Annotated in this window: 15 protein-coding genes and 1 pseudogene; 6 read left to right on the top strand and 10 right to left on the bottom strand. The window is 58.0% G+C overall.

Going from position 1 to position 17,930, the window contains the following annotated elements:
• Nucleotides 1-13: 13 nt before the first annotated feature.
• The 10 genes from N7650_RS16960 to rpmH all read right to left on the bottom strand — a co-directional run bounded on the left by N7650_RS16960 (nucleotide 14) and on the right by rpmH (nucleotide 9,235).
• Nucleotides 14-421, bottom strand: coding sequence for a F0F1 ATP synthase subunit I (locus N7650_RS16960; protein ID WP_009402534.1), 408 nt, complete (start codon nucleotides 419-421; stop codon nucleotides 14-16).
• 149 nt (nucleotides 422-570) lie between these two features.
• Complete coding sequence (locus tag N7650_RS16955; RefSeq protein WP_279899217.1) at nucleotides 571-1,443, bottom strand: ParB/RepB/Spo0J family partition protein; 873 nt, start codon at nucleotides 1,441-1,443, stop codon at nucleotides 571-573.
• A gap of 9 nt (nucleotides 1,444-1,452) precedes the next feature.
• Nucleotides 1,453-2,244 (bottom strand): ParA family protein, encoded by a 792-nt coding sequence (locus N7650_RS16950; protein WP_009402536.1) that lies wholly within the window; start codon nucleotides 2,242-2,244, stop codon nucleotides 1,453-1,455.
• Between the two features lie 18 nt (nucleotides 2,245-2,262).
• Nucleotides 2,263-2,907, bottom strand: a complete 645-nt coding sequence (rsmG, locus tag N7650_RS16945; protein WP_279899216.1) for a 16S rRNA (guanine(527)-N(7))-methyltransferase RsmG — start codon at nucleotides 2,905-2,907, stop codon at nucleotides 2,263-2,265.
• Nucleotides 2,904-4,796 carry a tRNA uridine-5-carboxymethylaminomethyl(34) synthesis enzyme MnmG gene (mnmG, locus tag N7650_RS16940; protein WP_009402538.1) on the bottom strand — a complete coding sequence of 631 codons (1,893 nt, stop codon included), beginning with the start codon at nucleotides 4,794-4,796 and terminating at the stop codon, nucleotides 2,904-2,906. The genes rsmG and mnmG overlap by 4 nt, the downstream gene beginning before the upstream one ends.
• Before the next feature lie 519 nt (nucleotides 4,797-5,315).
• Nucleotides 5,316-6,686 (bottom strand): tRNA uridine-5-carboxymethylaminomethyl(34) synthesis GTPase MnmE, encoded by a 1,371-nt coding sequence (gene mnmE, locus N7650_RS16935; protein WP_279899214.1) that lies wholly within the window; start codon nucleotides 6,684-6,686, stop codon nucleotides 5,316-5,318.
• 83 nt (nucleotides 6,687-6,769) lie between these two features.
• Nucleotides 6,770-8,443, bottom strand: coding sequence for a membrane protein insertase YidC (gene yidC, locus N7650_RS16930; protein ID WP_009402540.1), 1,674 nt, complete (start codon nucleotides 8,441-8,443; stop codon nucleotides 6,770-6,772).
• Nucleotides 8,444-8,445: 2 nt separating this feature from the next.
• The gene (gene yidD / locus N7650_RS16925; RefSeq protein WP_009402541.1) at nucleotides 8,446-8,691 is read right to left on the bottom strand and encodes a membrane protein insertion efficiency factor YidD; all 246 of its coding nucleotides are present in this window, start codon (nucleotides 8,689-8,691) and stop codon (nucleotides 8,446-8,448) included.
• Nucleotides 8,684-9,088 carry a ribonuclease P protein component gene (rnpA, locus tag N7650_RS16920; RefSeq protein ID WP_009402547.1) on the bottom strand — a complete coding sequence of 135 codons (405 nt, stop codon included), beginning with the start codon at nucleotides 9,086-9,088 and terminating at the stop codon, nucleotides 8,684-8,686. The genes yidD and rnpA overlap by 8 nt, the downstream gene beginning before the upstream one ends.
• A gap of 12 nt (nucleotides 9,089-9,100) precedes the next feature.
• Entirely contained in the window at nucleotides 9,101-9,235 is a 135-nt protein-coding gene (gene rpmH, locus N7650_RS16915) for a 50S ribosomal protein L34 (RefSeq protein ID WP_002551315.1), read from the bottom strand.
• Nucleotides 9,236-9,825: 590 nt separating this feature from the next.
• On the opposite strand from rpmH, the gene dnaA reads away from it, so the two are divergent.
• The 6 genes and pseudogenes from dnaA to N7650_RS16885 form a co-directional block, all read left to right on the top strand.
• The gene (dnaA, locus tag N7650_RS16910; protein WP_009402560.1) at nucleotides 9,826-11,361 is read left to right on the top strand and encodes a chromosomal replication initiator protein DnaA; all 1,536 of its coding nucleotides are present in this window, start codon (nucleotides 9,826-9,828) and stop codon (nucleotides 11,359-11,361) included.
• A gap of 35 nt (nucleotides 11,362-11,396) precedes the next feature.
• Entirely contained in the window at nucleotides 11,397-12,500 is a 1,104-nt protein-coding gene (gene dnaN / locus N7650_RS16905; protein WP_075804316.1) for a DNA polymerase III subunit beta, read from the top strand.
• Nucleotides 12,501-12,519: 19 nt separating this feature from the next.
• Complete coding sequence (gene recF, locus N7650_RS16900) at nucleotides 12,520-13,623, top strand: DNA replication/repair protein RecF (RefSeq protein ID WP_009402562.1); 1,104 nt, start codon at nucleotides 12,520-12,522, stop codon at nucleotides 13,621-13,623.
• Between the two features lie 4 nt (nucleotides 13,624-13,627).
• Nucleotides 13,628-16,045, top strand: a complete 2,418-nt coding sequence (gene gyrB / locus N7650_RS16895; protein WP_279899210.1) for a DNA topoisomerase (ATP-hydrolyzing) subunit B — start codon at nucleotides 13,628-13,630, stop codon at nucleotides 16,043-16,045.
• Between the two features lie 836 nt (nucleotides 16,046-16,881).
• Nucleotides 16,882-17,520, top strand: a complete 639-nt coding sequence (locus N7650_RS16890) for a TnsA endonuclease N-terminal domain-containing protein (protein WP_011953077.1) — start codon at nucleotides 16,882-16,884, stop codon at nucleotides 17,518-17,520.
• Nucleotides 17,501-17,930: pseudogene (locus N7650_RS16885) on the top strand (integrase); the annotation flags it as partial. The gene N7650_RS16890 and the pseudogene N7650_RS16885, both read left to right, overlap by 20 nt.

Raw genomic sequence — 17,930 nt, 5'->3', positions numbered from 1 at the left:
TGCCTCAAACGCCCTAAGGTCTCGAAAGTCTTGTTTTCATCAGCAGGGGCGCGAACCAGCTGACCAGTTGGGTCAGCAAGAAGACGCCGAATACTGCTAATGGCGCCAATGGCTTCACTCCTGCGAACGTCAGTGCAAACAGCACTGCCGTCAAAATCAATTTGCCTGCCTCGCCTGCGTAGAACGACTTGACGATGGCTTGCGCTGCCCTGGCCCCGGTGAACCTGAAGGCCTTCCAGGCGAAATACACATTCGGTAGCCAGGCGATCAGCCCTCCGCAGAGGCCTGAATAACCGCTGACTGTCCCGCGCCACTGCCACAAAGCCAAAGCTGCCAACAGAAACACGACGCATTGGGCCAGCAGTACCGGGAAAACCGCCCAGCGATGGAAAGGCAGGCGGTTTGGCGTGCGGGTTTCCATCAAAACTGCTCTCCCGAAGTCGGCCAACCAGTCAACTATGACTTGGCATAATTTGTGCCGACAAAATGCGCGCAGAGTATAGGGGCGGATTAACCCCTATTCAACTGCCGGGTAGTGATTTCCGACTGCGCGCTACAAAGGGAATTGTTTCAGCGGATGTGAGCAAGAACGCCCTGCAACTCGTCCAGCGAGTTATAGCGAATAACCAGTTGCCCCTTGCCCTTGTTGCCATGGCGGATCTGCACCGAAGAGCCCAGGCGCTCGGCCAGACGCTGTTCCAGGCGGGTAATGTCCGGGTCAGACTTGGCCGGTTCGACCGGCTCGGGCTTGCCGTTCAACCACTGTCGAACCAGGGCTTCAGTCTGACGAACGGTCAAACCCCGTGCGACAACGTGTCGCGCCCCGTCGACCTGCTGTTCTTCAGGCAATCCGAGCAGCGCACGCGCGTGCCCCATCTCCAGGTCGCCATGGGACAGCATGGTCTTGATCGCGTCAGGAAGAGAGATCAGGCGCAGCAGGTTGGCCACGGTCACCCGTGACTTGCCCACGGCATCGGCGACCTGTTGCTGGGTGAGCTGGAATTCGGTCTGCAGGCGCTGCAGGGCGATAGCTTCCTCGACCGGGTTGAGGTCCTCGCGCTGGATATTCTCGATCAGCGCCATGGCGATGGCAGCCTCGTCCGGAACATCGCGGACCATGGCCGGAATGCTGTCCAGGCCAGCCAGCTGGGTGGCACGCCAGCGGCGTTCACCTGCGATGATCTCGTAGCGGCCTCCCTCGATCGGACGCACGACGATCGGCTGCATCACGCCCTGCCCCTTGATCGACTGGGCCAATTCTTCCAGGGCTTGCGGGTTCATGTCCCGACGCGGCTGGTATTTGCCGCGCTGGATCAATTCGACCGGCAGGTGTTGCAGTTCTTTCTTGTCGACCTTTACAGCCTGCTCTTCGAGCGAGCTGACGGTCGGACCACTCAACAGTGCATCCAACCCACGTCCGAGACCTCGTTTCTTGACGGCCATGCGGATTCCTTAAGTTGTTTGTGCAGTGCGAGATTGACGACGCTGGCGGCGATGGAACTCTCCGGCCAGGGCCAGATAAGCCAGGGCGCCACGGGATTGCTTGTCGTACGCCAATGCCGGCATCCCGAAGCTCGGTGCTTCGGCCAGGCGGATGTTGCGCGGGATCACGGTGTCATAAAGCTGCTCGCCGAAGTGCTCCTTGAGCTGCACCGAGACGTCGTTGTTCAGGCTCAGGCGCGGATCGTACATGGTCCGCAGCAGGCCTTCGATCTTCAACGCCGGGTTCAGCCGGGCAGCGATGCGCTTGATGTTATCCACAAGGTCGCTGAGACCTTCCAGCGCGTAGTATTCGCACTGCATGGGAATGATCACGCCATCGGACGCGACCAGGGCATTGAGCGTGAGCATCGACAGCGACGGCGGGCAGTCGATGAGAATGTAGTCGTAGTTCTCGCGAATCGGCGCCAACGCATTGCGCAGGCGGCTTTCCTTCATCTGCATTTCCAGCAGGACCACCTCGGCGGCGGTCAGGTCGCGGTTGGCCGGCAGCAATTGGTAACCACCGTGCTCGGAAAAATGCATGGCCTGGGCCAGGTCGCATTCGCCGATCAGCAAGTCGTAGACCGAATGTTCCAGGACATGTTTATCCACACCACTGCCCATGGTGGCGTTGCCCTGTGGATCGAGGTCGATCAACAGCACGCGGCGCTTGGTCGCTACCAGCGACGCCGCGAGATTGATGCAGGTAGTGGTTTTACCCACACCCCCCTTCTGGTTCGCGATCGCGAATACCTTAGCCATTCTTGCTTGTGTTCCCAGTCATGCCGTGCGGCGCAGTATCAGCAGATGGCGCTGGCCTTGGCAACCGGGTACGGTCAAGGCCTGCTCGCTATCCACTTTGAAATCCGCCGGCAATGCTACCAGCTCATCGGCCGGATGCAGTCCTTTCATTGCCAGCCACTGTGTCTGGGAATCCCCCAGGTGCCGCGTCCAGTTGGTGAAGTTCTCCATGCTGCTGAAAGCACGGGAAATGATCCCGGTGAACGGCTGCGCCGGCTGGAACTCTTCCACCCGCTTGTGGATAACCGTGAGGTTGTCCAGCTTCAGCTCCAGTTTCACCTGAGTCAGGAAACGGGTCTTCTTGCCGTTGCTGTCGAGCACCGTGACCTGCTTGTCCGGATGCAGGATAGACAATGGAATGCCAGGCATGCCACCGCCGCTGCCGACATCCAGCCAGTTCGCGCTGTGGATAAAACTCATCACGCTCAGGCTGTCCAGCAGATGGCGGGACACCATCTCGTCCGGATCGCGCACTGCGGTGAGGTTGTAGGCCTTGTTCCATTTGATCAGCAGGGCCAGGTACTCCAGCAGCTTCTGCTGCTGGAACTCACTCAATTCAAGACCGAGCTGGCGCGCGCCTGTGGACAACTCTTCGGCATGTTTTGCGTTGACCATAGAACTCAAGCGCTTTGCTCCAGACCGCGGCCTGCGCCGCGTTTTTTCAGGTGGATCAACAACAGGGAGATCGCCGCCGGGGTCACACCGGGAATACGCGACGCCTGGCCCAGGGTCTCGGGCCGGGTCTGGCCGAGCTTGCCCTGGATCTCCTTGGACAGACCGGAAATCGAGCTGTATTCGATGTCGTCTGGCAGGCGGGTATCTTCGCTGGCGCGCAGGCGAGCGATTTCTTCCTGTTGCCGGTCGATGTAACCGGCGTATTTGGTCTTGATCTCGACCTGCTCGGCGACCTGGTCACTGGCGTCGCTGCCACCGGTCACTTCCACCAGGCCGGCGTAATCGATTTCCGGTCGGCTCAACAGGTTGAGCAGGTTGTACTCATGTGCCAGCGGCGTACCGAAACGCTCGACGATCGCCTGGCCTTGTTCGGTGTCCGGACGAACCCAGGTCGCTTTCAAGCGCTGCTCTTCCCGTTCGATGCCTTCGCGCTTGGCGCAGAAAGCGGCCCAACGGTCGTCATCCACCAGACCCAGTTCGCGACCTTTTTCGGTCAGGCGCAGGTCGGCGTTGTCCTCGCGCAGGATCAGCCGGTATTCGGCGCGCGAAGTGAACATGCGGTACGGCTCCTGGGTACCGAGGGTGATCAGGTCGTCGACCAACACACCGATGTACGCCTCGTCGCGGCGCGGGCACCAGCTTTCCCGGCCCTGCGCGCGCAGCGCGGCGTTGGTCCCGGCCAGCAGGCCTTGTGCACCGGCTTCTTCGTAGCCGGTGGTGCCGTTGATCTGGCCAGCGAAGAACAGACCGCCGATAACCTTGGTTTCCAGGCTGTACTTCAGGTCGCGCGGATCGAAGTAGTCGTACTCGATGGCGTATCCCGGGCGAACGATATGGGCATTTTCCATACCGCGGATCGAACGGACGATCTGCAACTGCACATCGAACGGCAAGGAGGTGGATATCCCGTTCGGGTAAAGCTCGTGGGTGTTCAGGCCTTCCGGCTCGATGAACACCTGGTGGCTTTCCTTGTCGGCAAAGCGATGGATCTTGTCTTCGATCGACGGGCAGTAACGCGGGCCGATGCCTTCGATCACGCCCGAGTACATGGGCGAGCGGTCCAGGTTGGACGCGATGATTTCGTGAGTGCGCGCGTTGGTGTGGGTAATCCAGCAACTGACCTGACGCGGATGCATCTCCTTGGAGCCCATGAACGACATCACCGGGATCGGCGTATCGCCTGGCTGTTCCGACATCACCGAGAAGTCCACCGAGCGCCCGTCGATCCGCGGCGGTGTCCCGGTTTTCAGGCGGCCGACGCGCAGTGGCAACTCACGCAGGCGGTGGGCCAGGGCGATCGCGGGCGGATCGCCGGCACGGCCACCGGAATAGTTCTGCAGGCCGATGTGGATAAGTCCGGCGAGGAAGGTGCCAGTGGTCAGTACCACGGAGTCGGCGAAGAAGCGCAGGCCCATCTGGGTCACCACACCGCGCACCTGGTCCTGCTCGACAATCAGGTCGTCGCAGGACTGCTGGAATATCCACAGGTTCGGCTGGTTTTCCAGGATTTCCCGGACCACCGCCTTATAGATGGCGCGGTCGGCCTGTGCACGAGTCGCGCGCACAGCCGGGCCTTTGCGGTTGTTCAGTACGCGGAACTGGATGCCGCTCTTGTCGGTGGCCAGCGCCATCGCACCACCCAGCGCATCGATTTCCTTGACCAGGTGACTCTTGCCGATGCCACCAATGGCCGGGTTGCAGCTCATGTGCCCGAGGGTTTCCACGTTATGGGTCAGCAGCAGGGTTTTCACGCCCATGCGTGCTGATGCAAGCGCAGCCTCGGTACCGGCATGGCCGCCGCCGATGACGATCACTTCAAAACGGGAAGGGAAATCCACCACGCACCTCGTGCCTGTTTCGGGAATGTAAAAGGGATAGCTGCCAAGTATAGGGACTTCTGCCCTCCTAAAGGAACCTTTTGCACAAAATTTAACCAGCCTGTGGATGAATGGCCGGCAATAGAAATAACGAAAGGAAGATTTATAAAAGCTTTGTTTTTATGTTTATTCTTAATCCGCGACCTTTCTGTGGATAAGTGCTTAGAGCCCATATGATGCCTGATGTACAGAGATTCATAACCCTGTGGCCCAAGGGCAATGAGGGTTATGGATAAGCGTCCGGAACCTGTGGATTAAATTGCTTGTTACCCACAGGTGGATTTATCTCCACCCCTCAGGCCAGGTTATCAACGGAGCTGAAGGCGGGTTTTCCACAGGGCTCATTCTCCCTGTGTAAACACGCGGGCAGCCGAAAGCCCCAGAGCAGAGCCGGTAGGTTTCCGTTGTCAAATGAGGGAGGGTGAAGCAGGACGCAGCAAACGGGCCGATCAAATCAGGCCCGTTTGTGGATAAGAACGCTTACTTGCCGATGCAGAAGCTGGAGAAGATACGACCCAGAAGATCGTCTGAACTGAACGCGCCGGTAATTTCAGCCAACGCCTGCTGTGCCTGGCGCAGATCTTCGGCCAATAGCTCACCCGCGCCGGCCAGGGTCAGTTGTTCACGACCATGCTCAAGGCTGGCGCTGGCCTGGCGCAGGGCATCCAGATGTCGCCGGCGGGCGCTGAAACCGCTTTCGGCCGTCTGTTCGTAGCCCATGCAGGCCTTCAAATGATCGCGTAGCAGATCCAGGCCTTGATCCGGCGCCTTGGCGCTGAGGGTAATGGTGACATGCCCGTCCTCGCTTTCCTCGATGCCGATGGATTCGCCGCTGAGGTCGGCCTTGTTACGGATCAGGGTGACCTTGTCCGGCCGCGGTCGCTGATCGAGGAATTCCGGCCATAGGGCAAAGGGATCACTGGCTTCCGGCGCAGTGGCATCCACTACCAGGAGCACCCGGTCCGCTTCGCCAATCGCCTTCAGAGCGCGTTCCACGCCGATCTTTTCCACATGGTCGTCTGTGTCGCGCAAGCCGGCAGTGTCCACTACATGCAGGGGCATGCCGTCTATGTGGATATGTTCCCGCAGGATGTCCCGGGTGGTGCCGGCAATATCGGTGACGATTGCCGCTTCACGACCGGCAAGCATGTTCAACAGGCTGGACTTGCCAGCGTTGGGACGACCGGCGATCACGACTGTCATGCCGTCGCGCAGCAAGGCACCCTGTCCGGCTTCGCGCATTACCGAGGCCAGATCGCTGCGCACCTGGTCAAGCATGCCCAGCACATGGCCATCGGCGAGGAAATCGATTTCCTCTTCGGGAAAGTCGATCGCTGCTTCCACGTAGATGCGCAGGCTGATCAGACGCTCGGTCAAGTTATCCACACGCCGGGAGAATTCTCCCTGAAGCGATCGAAGGGCATTGCGCGCTGCCTGGGCGGAACTGGCCTCGATCAGGTCGGCTATCGCTTCGGCCTGGGCCAGGTCGAGCTTGTCGTTGAGGAAGGCGCGCTCGCTGAACTCACCCGGCCGCGCAAGACGGCATCCGAGCTGTACACAGCGTTGCAGAAGCATATCCAGCACCACCGGACCACCGTGGCCCTGCAGTTCCAGCACATCCTCGCCCGTGAATGAATTAGGGCCGGGGAAGAACAAGGCAATGCCCTCGTCGAGCACCAGTCCGTCTTCACTGCGGAACGGGCCGTAGTGGGCGTGGCGCGGAGACAGTTCGCGACCGGTGATGGCTTGCCCGGCCTGGCGCGCCAATGGCCCGGAGATGCGCACAATGCCTACCCCGCCGCGGCCTTGGGCGGTAGCGATGGCGGTGATGGTTTCGCGACGGGAAGTCATGTCGATAGCCTCGAAACAGAAACGTCAGATAGCAAAACGCCCCACGAGTGGGGCGTTTATCCACAGATTAGCTGGCTAATCCGTCAGGCTGCGGCCTTCTTGGTCGCGTTTTCGATACTGCGGGTGATGTACCACTGCTGTGCGATGGACAGGCAGTTGTTCACAACCCAATACAGCACCAGACCAGCCGGGAACCACAGGAAGAAGAAGGTGAAGATGATCGGCATCATTTTCATTACCTTGGCCTGCATCGGATCCGGTGGGGTCGGGTTCAGCTGCTGCTGGATGAACATGGTCGCGCCCATGATGATCGGCAGGATGAAGAACGGATCCTTGATCGACAGGTCGGTGATCCAGAACATCCACGGAGCCTGGCGCATCTCCACGCTTTCCAGGAGTACCCAGTACAGCGAAAGGAAGACCGGCATCTGCACCAGGATCGGCAAGCAGCCGCCCAGCGGGTTGATCTTCTCTTTCTTGTACAGCTCCATCATCGCCTGGGACATCTTCTGGCGATCGTCACCGAACTGTTCTTTCAATTGGGCCAGGCGCGGCGCAACAGCACGCATGCGCGCCATCGAACGGTAGCTGGCGGCGGACAGCGGGAAGAACAGGCCCTTGATCAGCATGGTCAGGACGATGATCGACCAGCCCCAGTTGCCGAGCAGGCTGTGGATATGTTGCAGCAGCCAGAAGATCGGCTGGGCAATGAACCACAGGATGCCGTAGTCGACGGTCAGCTCCAGGCCTGGGGACAACTCCTTCAGCTTGCTCTGGATCTTCGGACCGGCGTACAGGGTGCTGCTGGTTTCAGCCTTGGCGCCAGCGGCAACGTTCAACGCAGGACCGTTGTAACCGATGATGTAGTTGCCTTGGCTATCCTTGCGGGTCTGAACGAAGTTGTTATCGGATTTTTCCGGGATCCAGGCCGTCACGAAGTAGTGCTGCAGCCAGGCGACCCAGCCGCCGTTCACATTTTCTTTCAAATTGCCCTTGTCCATGTCCTTCATGGACACTTTCTTGTAGGGCTCGGAACTTGTCCACAGGGCAGCACCCAGATAGGTGGCAGTACCGGTGGCGGTCGACGACGAAGGATCGGAGCTGGCGTCACGCTTCAGTTGGCCGAACATGTTGCCGGTCCAGGGCTGGCCGCTCTGATTGTCGATCAGGTAGCTGACCTTCAGGTCGTACTCGCCGCGTTTCAGGGTGAAACGCTTGATGTAGTTGACGCCGGCGTCGCTGAACTTCAGGTCGACGACCAGTTGGTCCTGGCCATCGGCCAGTTGATAACTTTTTTGCTCGGCAGCATAAATCGGACGGCCAGCAGCACGTGAGTCCGGGCCGTTGGCGCCGATCAGGCCGCTCTGGGCCAGATAAACACGTTCGCCACCGTTATCGAACAACTGGAACGGAATTTCCGGATGATCCTGGCGACGTGGGTACTTCGGCAGGGTCAACTGGACAATATCGCCACCCGTAGGGTCGATAGCCAGATCGAGTACATCGGTCTTGACGCGGATCAGATCCTTGCTGACAGCGACCGGTGCCTGTTCCGCCGGGGCTTCGGCGTTGACGCTCGGAATGTCGGCATTGGTATTGCCGGCACCGGTGCTGTCCGGCAGGGAAGGCGCGATGGTGCTGGAGGCAGCAGTCTGATTCGGCAGGGCAGCCTGGCCGTAGTCCTGGTTCCACTTGAGGACCATGACATAGGACACGATTGCCAGGGCGGCGATCAGGATCGTGCGTTTAATATCCATGATTACTCGGCTATCGAAGAAGTACGGGAGGAAGGAACGGGCGGAACCGGATCAAAACCGCCTGCATTCCAGGGATGACAACGACCCAGCCGACGAACGGTCAGCCACCCGCCGCGTAAAAGACCATGTGTTTCGATGGCTTCGTACGCATAGCAGGAGCAACTTGGGTAGAAACGGCAATGGCTGGCCATCAACGGGCTGATGGCGTAACGGTAAAACTGGATCGGAACGAGGGCCAGTTTACGCATCTGGACGGTCCACCCCTACGGATTCGGTCTTGACCTCTGGAGAGGGCCGAGTACGAGCGAGGCGCTTCCAGATCTTGCCAAAATGCTGGTGCAATTCCGGGTTTTCTATATCGCCAAGGCCTTTGCGCGCGACGATGACTATGTCCCAGCCGGCCAGGATTTCCTGGTGTCGACGAAACGAATCGCGCATCAAACGCTTCAAGCGATTGCGCTGAACGGAAAGCTTTACGGCTTTTTTGCCGATCACCAGGCCCAGACGGGGATGATCCAATCCGTTTTCGCGGGCAAGCAGCAAGAGACTCTTGCCGGGCACCTTGCCTGATGGAGAGTCAAAGACCGCTTTGAAGTGTCGGGGTGTCAGTAGACGCTTATCCCGACTGAAGTCCTGACTCACCACCTGTGCCGAAAATCAAACTGCCAGGCGCTTACGGCCTTTGGCACGACGGCGGGACAGAACAGCACGGCCGTTCTTGGTGGCCATACGTGCACGGAAACCGTGAGTGCGAGCGCGCTTGATGGTGCTTGGTTGGAAAGTACGTTTCATGGCGTGTTACCTGGTTCGTGACTACGGGCCGGAATGGCCCCCGTTTTAAGAGACCGGCGATTCTAGAGAAAGCAGGTCCGTAGGTCAATTTCCAACCAGCTTTTCCTTATAGAACGAAAAACCGGTCGGGATTCGATCCGGCCCGGTTCGTCAGGGTCACCGCGGTTAGACATAAAAAAAAAGAGGAAAGGTATTTAAAGCTTTTCTGAAGAACTTATGAATCTTAGCATCGGAATTTCTGTGGATAGATCTCTGAAAGCCTTGTTCTGCGTGTTGTACAAAGATTCAAAACCCTGTCGGGAAACGGTGCTTTGCTTGTGCCGGATGCTCGGAAAAGCAGTGGATAAAATCGCTACTTTTCCACAGGCTAGTTTTCCACAGGCTTGGACCCCGACTTGTGCATAGCCCTTATCGATGGTTATCCACAGAGCTTATTCAGGCGGGCCCAAAAGCATTTTGGTCAGTAAATGACTGATTTAACGCCTCTCTTGGGCCTACTGCGTGTGGATAAGTGTGCGGGTGCCCGGTACAATGGCTGCTTGTTTTTGCCTCACCGGCCCTTACCGGGCTTCCAAACTCAGGGGATATCCGTGTCAGTGGAACTTTGGCAGCAGTGCGTGGAGCTTCTGCGCGATGAGCTGCCTACCCAGCAATTCAATACCTGGATCCGTCCGCTACAAGTCGAAGCCGAAGGCGACGAGTTGCGCGTCTACGCGCCTAACCGTTTCGTACTCGACTGGGTCAATGAAAAGTACCTGGGCCGTTTGCTGGAACTGCTCGGTGAACACGGCAACGGTTCCGTGCCGGCGCTCTCCTTATTAATAGGCAGCCGTCGCAGCTCGGCTCCGCGTGCAGCACCCAACGCACCGCTCGCAGCTGCCGTGGCTGCTTCCCAGGCGGCAGCTGCCAAGGTTGCACCGGCGCCAGCCGTCAGCGAGCCGGTCAACCACGCCCCTTCTGCGCCTGTTGCCGAGCCTGCAATTGAAGAAGCGCCGTCCCGGGAAAGCTTCGATGCGATGGGGGGCGACGCTCCGGCCGCTGCTCCCGTTGCCGCCAACGGTCGTTCGGAACAGCGTACCGTGCAGGTCGAGGGTGCACTCAAGCACACCAGCTACCTCAACCGGACCTTTACCTTCGAAAACTTCGTGGAAGGTAAATCCAACCAGCTGGCCCGTGCTGCAGCCTGGCAGGTGGCGGACAACCCCAAGCACGGCTACAACCCGCTCTTCCTTTATGGGGGCGTAGGCTTGGGTAAGACCCACTTGATGCATGCTGTGGGTAACCATCTGCTCAAGAAGAACCCCAACGCCAAGGTTGTTTACCTGCATTCCGAGCGCTTTGTCGCGGACATGGTCAAGGCGTTGCAGCTCAATGCGATCAACGAGTTCAAGCGTTTCTATCGTTCTGTGGACGCCTTGCTGATCGACGACATCCAGTTCTTTGCTCGCAAGGAGCGCTCCCAGGAAGAGTTTTTCCACACCTTCAATGCCCTTCTTGAAGGCGGCCAGCAGGTGATCCTCACCAGCGACCGTTATCCCAAGGAGATCGAAGGCCTGGAAGAGCGATTGAAATCCCGCTTCGGCTGGGGCTTGACCGTTGCGGTCGAGCCGCCGGAGCTGGAAACCCGTGTTGCGATCCTGATGAAGAAGGCCGACCAGGCCAAGGTCGAGCTGCCGCATGACGCCGCGTTCTTCATTGCCCAGCGCATTCGCTCCAACGTTCGCGAACTCGAAGGTGCACTTAAGCGTGTAATCGCCCACTCCCACTTCATGGGCCGCGATATCACCATCGAACTGATTCGTGAATCGCTGAAGGATTTGCTGGCCCTGCAGGACAAGCTGGTGAGTGTGGATAACATCCAGCGCACCGTCGCCGAGTACTACAAGATCAAGATTTCCGATCTGCTGTCCAAGCGTCGCTCGCGTTCGGTGGCTCGCCCACGGCAGGTTGCCATGGCCCTGTCCAAGGAATTGACCAACCACAGTCTGCCGGAAATCGGCGATGTATTCGGCGGCCGCGATCACACCACCGTGCTGCACGCCTGCCGCAAGATCAACGAACTCAAGGAATCCGACGCGGATATCCGCGAGGACTACAAGAACCTGCTGCGGACCTTGACCACCTGATGTCAGCGCAGCTTTTCTAGGCAAGGGACTAGACCATGCATTTCACCATTCAACGCGAAGCCCTGTTGAAACCCCTGCAACTGGTCGCAGGCGTCGTCGAGCGCCGCCAGACCTTGCCGGTACTGTCCAACGTACTGCTGGTGGTCCAGGGTCAACAGTTGTCGCTGACCGGTACCGACCTCGAAGTCGAACTGGTGGGCCGCGTCCAACTGGAAGAGCCGGCCGAGCCGGGCGAGATCACCGTACCTGCGCGCAAGCTGATGGATATCTGCAAAAGCCTGCCGAACGATGCGCTGATCGATATCAAGGTCGATGAACAGAAGCTGCTGGTCAAGGCCGGTCGTAGCCGCTTCACGCTTTCGACCCTGCCAGCCAACGACTTCCCGACCGTGGAAGAAGGTCCAGGCTCGCTGACTTGCACCCTGGAGCAAAGCCGCTTGCGTCGCTTGATCGAACGCACCAGCTTTGCCATGGCCCAGCAGGACGTGCGCTATTACCTCAACGGCATGCTGCTTGAAGTATCCACAGGTACCCTGCGTGCAGTTGCCACTGACGGTCACCGTCTGGCCATGTGTTCGATGAGCGCCGACATCGGTCAGGCCGACCGTCACCAGGTGATCGTGCCGCGCAAAGGTATCCTAGAGCTCGCACGCCTGCTCACCGAGCCGGATGGCACCGTCAGCATCGTCTTGGGTCAGCATCACATTCGCGCCACTACCGGTGAGTTCACCTTTACCTCGAAACTGGTGGACGGCAAGTTCCCTGATTACGAGCGCGTGCTGCCAAAAGGCGGCGACAAGCTGGTGCTGGGCGACCGACAGGCATTGCGTGAGGCTTTCAGCCGCACCGCGATCCTGTCCAACGAGAAGTACCGTGGCATCCGTCTGCAACTGGCGGCTGGCCAGTTGAAAATCCAGGCGAACAACCCTGAGCAGGAAGAAGCGGAAGAAGAGATCAGCGTTGACTACAACGGCGCTTCGCTGGAAATCGGCTTCAACGTCAGCTATCTGCTTGACGTGCTGGGCGTAATGACTACCGAGCAGGTTCGTCTGATCCTGTCCGACTCCAACAGCAGCGCGCTGCTGCAGGAAGCGGACAATGATGACTCCTCCTATGTCGTCATGCCGATGCGTCTGTAATCTTTCCAGACAATCCTAGATGTCCCTCAGTCGTGTCTCTGTCACCGCGGTGCGCAACCTGCACCCGGTGACCTTCTCCCCCTCCCCGCGTATCAACATCCTCTACGGTGCCAATGGCAGTGGTAAAACCAGCGTGCTGGAGGCCATTCACCTGTTGGGGCTGGCTCGTTCATTCCGTAGCACTCGGCTGAACCCGGTCATCCAGTACGAAGAAGCCGTTTGTACGGTTTTTGGTCAGGTAGCACTGGGAGATGGCGCATCGAGCAATCTTGGTGTGTCCCGAGAACGCCAGGGAGATTTCACCATCCGTATCGACGGGCAGAATGCCCGTGGTACCGCGCAACTCGCAGAAATCCTGCCGTTGCAGCTGATCAATCCAGACAGTTTCCGCCTGCTTGAAGGTGCGCCGAAGATCCGCCGCCAGTTCCTCGATTGGGGAGTGTTCCACGTGGAACCCCGCTTTATGGGAACCTGGCAACGACTGCAGAAGGCGCTGCGGCAGCGAAACTCCTGGCTCCGGCATGGTACACTTGACGCCGTTTCGCAAGCGGCCTGGGACCGTGAATTGTCCTTGGCCAGTGCTGAAATCGACGAATATCGCCGTAATTACATCAAAGCGTTGAAGCCTGTCTTCGAGCAGATCCTCAGCGAATTGCTGGAGCTGGAGGGGCTTACCCTCAGTTATTACCGAGGCTGGGACAAGGACCGTGAGCTTATCGACGTGCTCGCGGCCTCTCTTCAACGTGACCAGCAGATGGGGCACACCCAGGCTGGTCCGCAACGCGCAGATTTACGCCTCCGGCTGGGGGCGAACAATGCTGCGGACATTCTGTCCCGCGGTCAGCAGAAGTTGGTGGTTTGCGCGTTGCGTATCGCCCAAGGACACCTGGTCAGCCAGGCGCGCCGCGGTCAGTGTATTTACCTGGTGGATGACTTGCCGTCCGAGCTGGATGAGCAACACCGTCGCGCGCTGTGCCGCTTGCTGGAAGACTTACGCTGCCAGGTGTTTATCACCTGTGTAGATCACGAATTACTGAGGGAAGGCTGGCAGACGGATACGCCGGTTGCTTTGTTCCACGTGGAACAGGGCCGTATCACCCAGACCCACGACCATCGGGAGTGAAGGCATGAGCGAAAATCAAACGTACGACTCCTCCAGCATCAAGGTGCTGAAAGGGCTTGATGCCGTACGCAAACGTCCCGGTATGTACATTGGCGACACCGATGATGGTAGCGGCCTGCACCACATGGTGTTCGAGGTGGTCGACAACTCGATCGACGAAGCCCTCGCCGGCCATTGCGACGACATCACCGTAATCATTCACCCTGACGAATCCATCACCGTGCGCGACAACGGTCGCGGCATTCCGGTCGATGTGCATAAAGAGGAAGGGGTTTCCGCGGCAGAGGTCATCATGACCGTTCTCCACGCCGGCGGTAAGTTCGACGACAACTCCTACAAGGTTTCCGGTGGTCTGCACGGCGTAGGTGTTTCGGTAGTAAACGCCCTCTCCGAAGAACTGACCCTGACCGTTCGCCGCAGCGGCAAGATCTGGGAGCAGGTCTACGTTCACGGTGTTCCACAAGCGCCGATGAAAATTGTTGGCGAAAGTGAAACAACTGGTACCCAGATTCACTTCAAGCCTTCGGCTGAAACCTTCAAGAACATCCACTTCAGCTGGGACATCCTGGCCAAGCGGATTCGTGAACTTTCCTTCCTGAACTCCGGCGTCGGTATCCAGCTGAAGGACGAGCGTGCAGGCAAGGAAGAGTTCTTCCGTTATGAAGGTGGCCTGCGTGCGTTCGTTGAATACCTGAACACCAACAAGACTCCGGTGAACCAGGTTTTCCATTTCAGCGTGCAGCGTGAAGATGGCGTAGGCGTCGAGATCGCCCTGCAGTGGAACGACAGCTTCAACGAAAACCTGCTGTGCTTCACCAACAACATTCCGCAGCGCGACGGTGGTACCCACCTGGTTGGCTTCCGCTCCGCGCTGACCCGTAACCTGAACAACTACATCGAGCAGGAAGGTCTGGCCAAGAAGAACAAGGTCGCGACTACCGGTGACGATGCCCGTGAAGGTCTGACCGCGATCATCTCGGTCAAGGTGCCGGATCCGAAGTTCAGCTCGCAGACCAAGGACAAGCTGGTTTCCTCGGAAGTGAAGACTGCCGTGGAACAGGAGATGGGCAAGTACTTCTCCGACTTCCTCCTGGAAAACCCGAACGAAGCCAAGGCCGTTGTTGGCAAGATGATCGACGCTGCCCGTGCCCGTGAAGCGGCGCGTAAAGCCCGTGAAATGACCCGTCGCAAAGGTGCACTGGATATCGCCGGCCTGCCGGGCAAACTGGCGGATTGCCAGGAGAAGGACCCTGCCCTTTCCGAACTCTACCTGGTGGAGGGTGACTCCGCGGGTGGATCGGCCAAGCAGGGTCGTAACCGCAAGACCCAGGCCATCCTGCCGTTGAAAGGCAAGATCCTCAACGTCGAGAAGGCCCGTTTCGACAAGATGATCTCTTCGCAGGAAGTTGGCACCCTGATCACCGCTCTCGGCTGTGGTATCGGGCGCGAAGAGTACAACATCGAGAAGCTGCGCTATCACAACATCATCATCATGACCGATGCTGACGTTGACGGTTCGCACATCCGTACCCTGCTGCTGACCTTCTTCTTCCGTCAATTGCCTGAGCTGGTCGAGCGCGGCTACATCTACATCGCCCAGCCGCCGCTGTACAAGGTCAAGAAGGGCAAGCAGGAGCAGTACATCAAGGACGACGAGGCCATGGAAGAATACATGACGCAGTCGGCCCTCGAGGACGCTGCCCTGTACCTGAACGAGTCTGCCCCGGCGATTTCCGGCCCGGCGCTGGAAGCCTTGGTCAATGAATTCCGTGGCGTGATGAAAACCCTGAAGCGCCTGTCGCGCCTTTATCCACAGGAGCTGACCGAGCACTTCCTGTACCTGCCGGCAGTTTCCGTGGAGCAGCTGTCCAACCACGCCGCGATGCAGGAGTGGCTGGACAAGTTCCAGGAGCGCCTGAACGGCGTCGAGAAGTCTGGTCTGCTGTACAAGACCAGCCTGCGTGAAGACCGTGAGCGCAATATCTGGTTGCCGGAGGTGGAAATCACCTCCCATGGCCTGGCCAGCTATGTGACCTTCAACCGTGACTTCTTCGGCAGCAACGATTACCGCACTGTCACCGCGCTCGGTGCTCAGCTGGCGTCGTTGCTGGAAGAAGGCGCCTACGTGCAGCGCGGTGAGCGCAAGAAAGCGATCAACGAGTTCAAGGAAGGTCTGGACTGGTTGATGGCCGAAAGCACCAAGCGCCACACCATCCAGCGATACAAAGGTCTTGGCGAGATGAACCCGGACCAGCTGTGGGAGACCACCATGGACCCGGCCGTGCGTCGCATGCTCAAGGTCACCATCGAAGATGCGATCGCTGCCGATCAGATCTTCAACACTCTGATGGGCGATGCGGTGGAGCCTCGTCGCGAGTTCATTGAAAGCAACGCGCTGTCGGTGGCTAACCTGGACTTCTGATTACTTGTAGGTTCACAGAAAAGCTGCACGCTTTCACAAATAGATGACCGGCCGGGCTTCAACCATGGCCCCTGTCGGTCACCATCAAGCCCGCCTTCGCGGGCTTTTTTTTGCCTGGAATTCCTGCCGGGGCGCCCTACTCCGCTCATTGGAAAATGATGCAGATGGGGGGATTTGAGGAAGTGATTTGATGGGGCGCTGGAAGTGCTGAGAGGGTCGGCGGGCGGATCTGAGCAGCAGAGAGATTGAGAGGACTTTAAAACTAATATTTGAACACCTTAATAGTTAATTAAGCGTACGTGTTAAGTATTAATTTGAACAATTTAGTATGGAAATGGAATTTGGTGGAAGTTGCCATTTTGGATTTTTTGTAGATTTCGAAGGGATGTTGGAATAAGATCTATGACCAACTTTTCCGCTTTGCACTGAAGATTTTCAGCCAAATCAGCTGATTGAAGCGAGAGCTTCAGACCTGATCCAAATTGCTCCAGCGATCACGAAGTGGCCGTTTAGAAATAAAGAGAGCAAGCCGATTGCTTTAGATTCTGATCAGTCATGAGAGTCATGACCAATGAGAGAAAAGGAGACCTGAAAATGTAGAAAAACGCGATCAATCCCGAGAGGACTGACCGCGCTTAGCGAAGCAGACTTGCGTCCTCAGAACCCGCAATGTCTGCTTTTTCGAAGCGACTGTCAATCCTCTCCCATTTTTTCGACCTTAGCGAGGTTACTCGACGGCACAGTGTTGCCTGTCGAAAGGCCTCACTTCGCCCGCCCTGCGCCTTGATTTTTTGGCGCAGCGTCGGCGCTCGTTTCGAGATTTTCGGAGGTGTTTCATGACAGTACGAAAGGTGGTCACGCGGCGGTCCAACCATTACCGCGGCTACTTCCCATCGCTCAAAAATAAAAAGCCTGTGCCCTGGGAGTCCCAGCTCGAAGGCGCTCTTTTTCGGCTTCTTGAGCTGTCTCCTGCGGTCATCGGCTACGTCCCGCAGCCCAGTGAGGAACGTGTTCCATCGCTCCAGGGCTACTTCAAATATTACCCAGACGTACAGGTTTTCCTCGCGGATGGGCGCGAGTGGTGGTTTGAAGTGAAGCCTCACGACCGACTGAAGATTGCCAGCGTCAGGCAGCGACTGGATGCCGCTGAGCGCTACTTCAACGCCACTGCCCGTAACTTTTCGGTGATCACTGAAAAGTTAATTGAAGCTGAACCCCTGGCTACCAATCTTAGAAGGCTGATGTATCACCGGCGCGGTCCAGAGCTTTCGCATCAGGCGTTGGAGGAGGTAATGGCGACCTTCAACGAATGGCCGCCTATGACCGTTGCAGATCTGCTCTACGTGGTTGGTGAGGGGAAAGCCTGGCGCTTGTTAGGCCTTGGGGTGGTGGGCATTGACCTTGATAGGTCAATTGACACTGACTCCCCGGTCTTCCTGCAAGGGGGGCACCGTCATGCAAACCTTTTCCCTTAGGGTGAAATTGGTCGTCATCGTTCGTGGCGTACTGATGGTGCTTGAGAAGAGGCTTATTGACCGGAAGCTGCTCTTTTTCGATGAGCTTGGTGAGCCCACGAAGCTATCCGAGAAGGAGTTCTATGAGGCCTACGAGAAGCGCGAGATCGAGATCTCCGCTGATCAGCCATACCTTGGGAGGGTTCCGTATGTGCGGAACGTCCCTCCAGATATTTCATGCTTCCCCAAAAAACATGGAGATGAGGCATTGCGTCGACGCAAGTATCTGGACGACCTAACTAAGCGCGGTAAATACAAGCTACCGGGTGACGAAGACATGATCAAGAAGCTTAGAGATATCGCCAAAAAGATTGGGGATGCGTGCGCACCCTCGGTTTCCACTATTCGACGTTGGGCAGCCAAATACATTG

The organism is Pseudomonas sp. GD04058 (genome assembly GCF_029836855.1).
GTDB lineage: Bacteria > Pseudomonadota > Gammaproteobacteria > Pseudomonadales > Pseudomonadaceae > Aquipseudomonas > Aquipseudomonas bharatica.
This window is presented reverse-complemented; position numbering and strand designations above follow the sequence as displayed.

Excerpts from the sequence above, each read along its gene's own strand:
- dnaN (WP_075804316.1), top strand. The coding sequence starts at position 11,397 with ATGCATTTCACCATTCAACGCGAAGCCCTGTTGAAACCCCTGCAACTG.
- yidD (WP_009402541.1), bottom strand. The coding sequence starts at position 8,691 with ATGCGTAAACTGGCCCTCGTTCCGATCCAGTTTTACCGTTACGCCATC.
- N7650_RS16950 (WP_009402536.1), bottom strand. The coding sequence starts at position 2,244 with ATGGCTAAGGTATTCGCGATCGCGAACCAGAAGGGGGGTGTGGGTAAA.
- yidC (WP_009402540.1), bottom strand. The coding sequence starts at position 8,443 with ATGGATATTAAACGCACGATCCTGATCGCCGCCCTGGCAATCGTGTCC.
- N7650_RS16960 (WP_009402534.1), bottom strand. The coding sequence starts at position 421 with ATGGAAACCCGCACGCCAAACCGCCTGCCTTTCCATCGCTGGGCGGTT.
- mnmE (WP_279899214.1), bottom strand. The coding sequence starts at position 6,686 with ATGACTTCCCGTCGCGAAACCATCACCGCCATCGCTACCGCCCAAGGC.
- gyrB (WP_279899210.1), top strand. The coding sequence starts at position 13,628 with ATGAGCGAAAATCAAACGTACGACTCCTCCAGCATCAAGGTGCTGAAA.
- N7650_RS16890 (WP_011953077.1), top strand. The coding sequence starts at position 16,882 with ATGACAGTACGAAAGGTGGTCACGCGGCGGTCCAACCATTACCGCGGC.
- recF (WP_009402562.1), top strand. The coding sequence starts at position 12,520 with ATGTCCCTCAGTCGTGTCTCTGTCACCGCGGTGCGCAACCTGCACCCG.
- N7650_RS16955 (WP_279899217.1), bottom strand. The coding sequence starts at position 1,443 with ATGGCCGTCAAGAAACGAGGTCTCGGACGTGGGTTGGATGCACTGTTG.
- rpmH (WP_002551315.1), bottom strand. The coding sequence starts at position 9,235 with ATGAAACGTACTTTCCAACCAAGCACCATCAAGCGCGCTCGCACTCAC.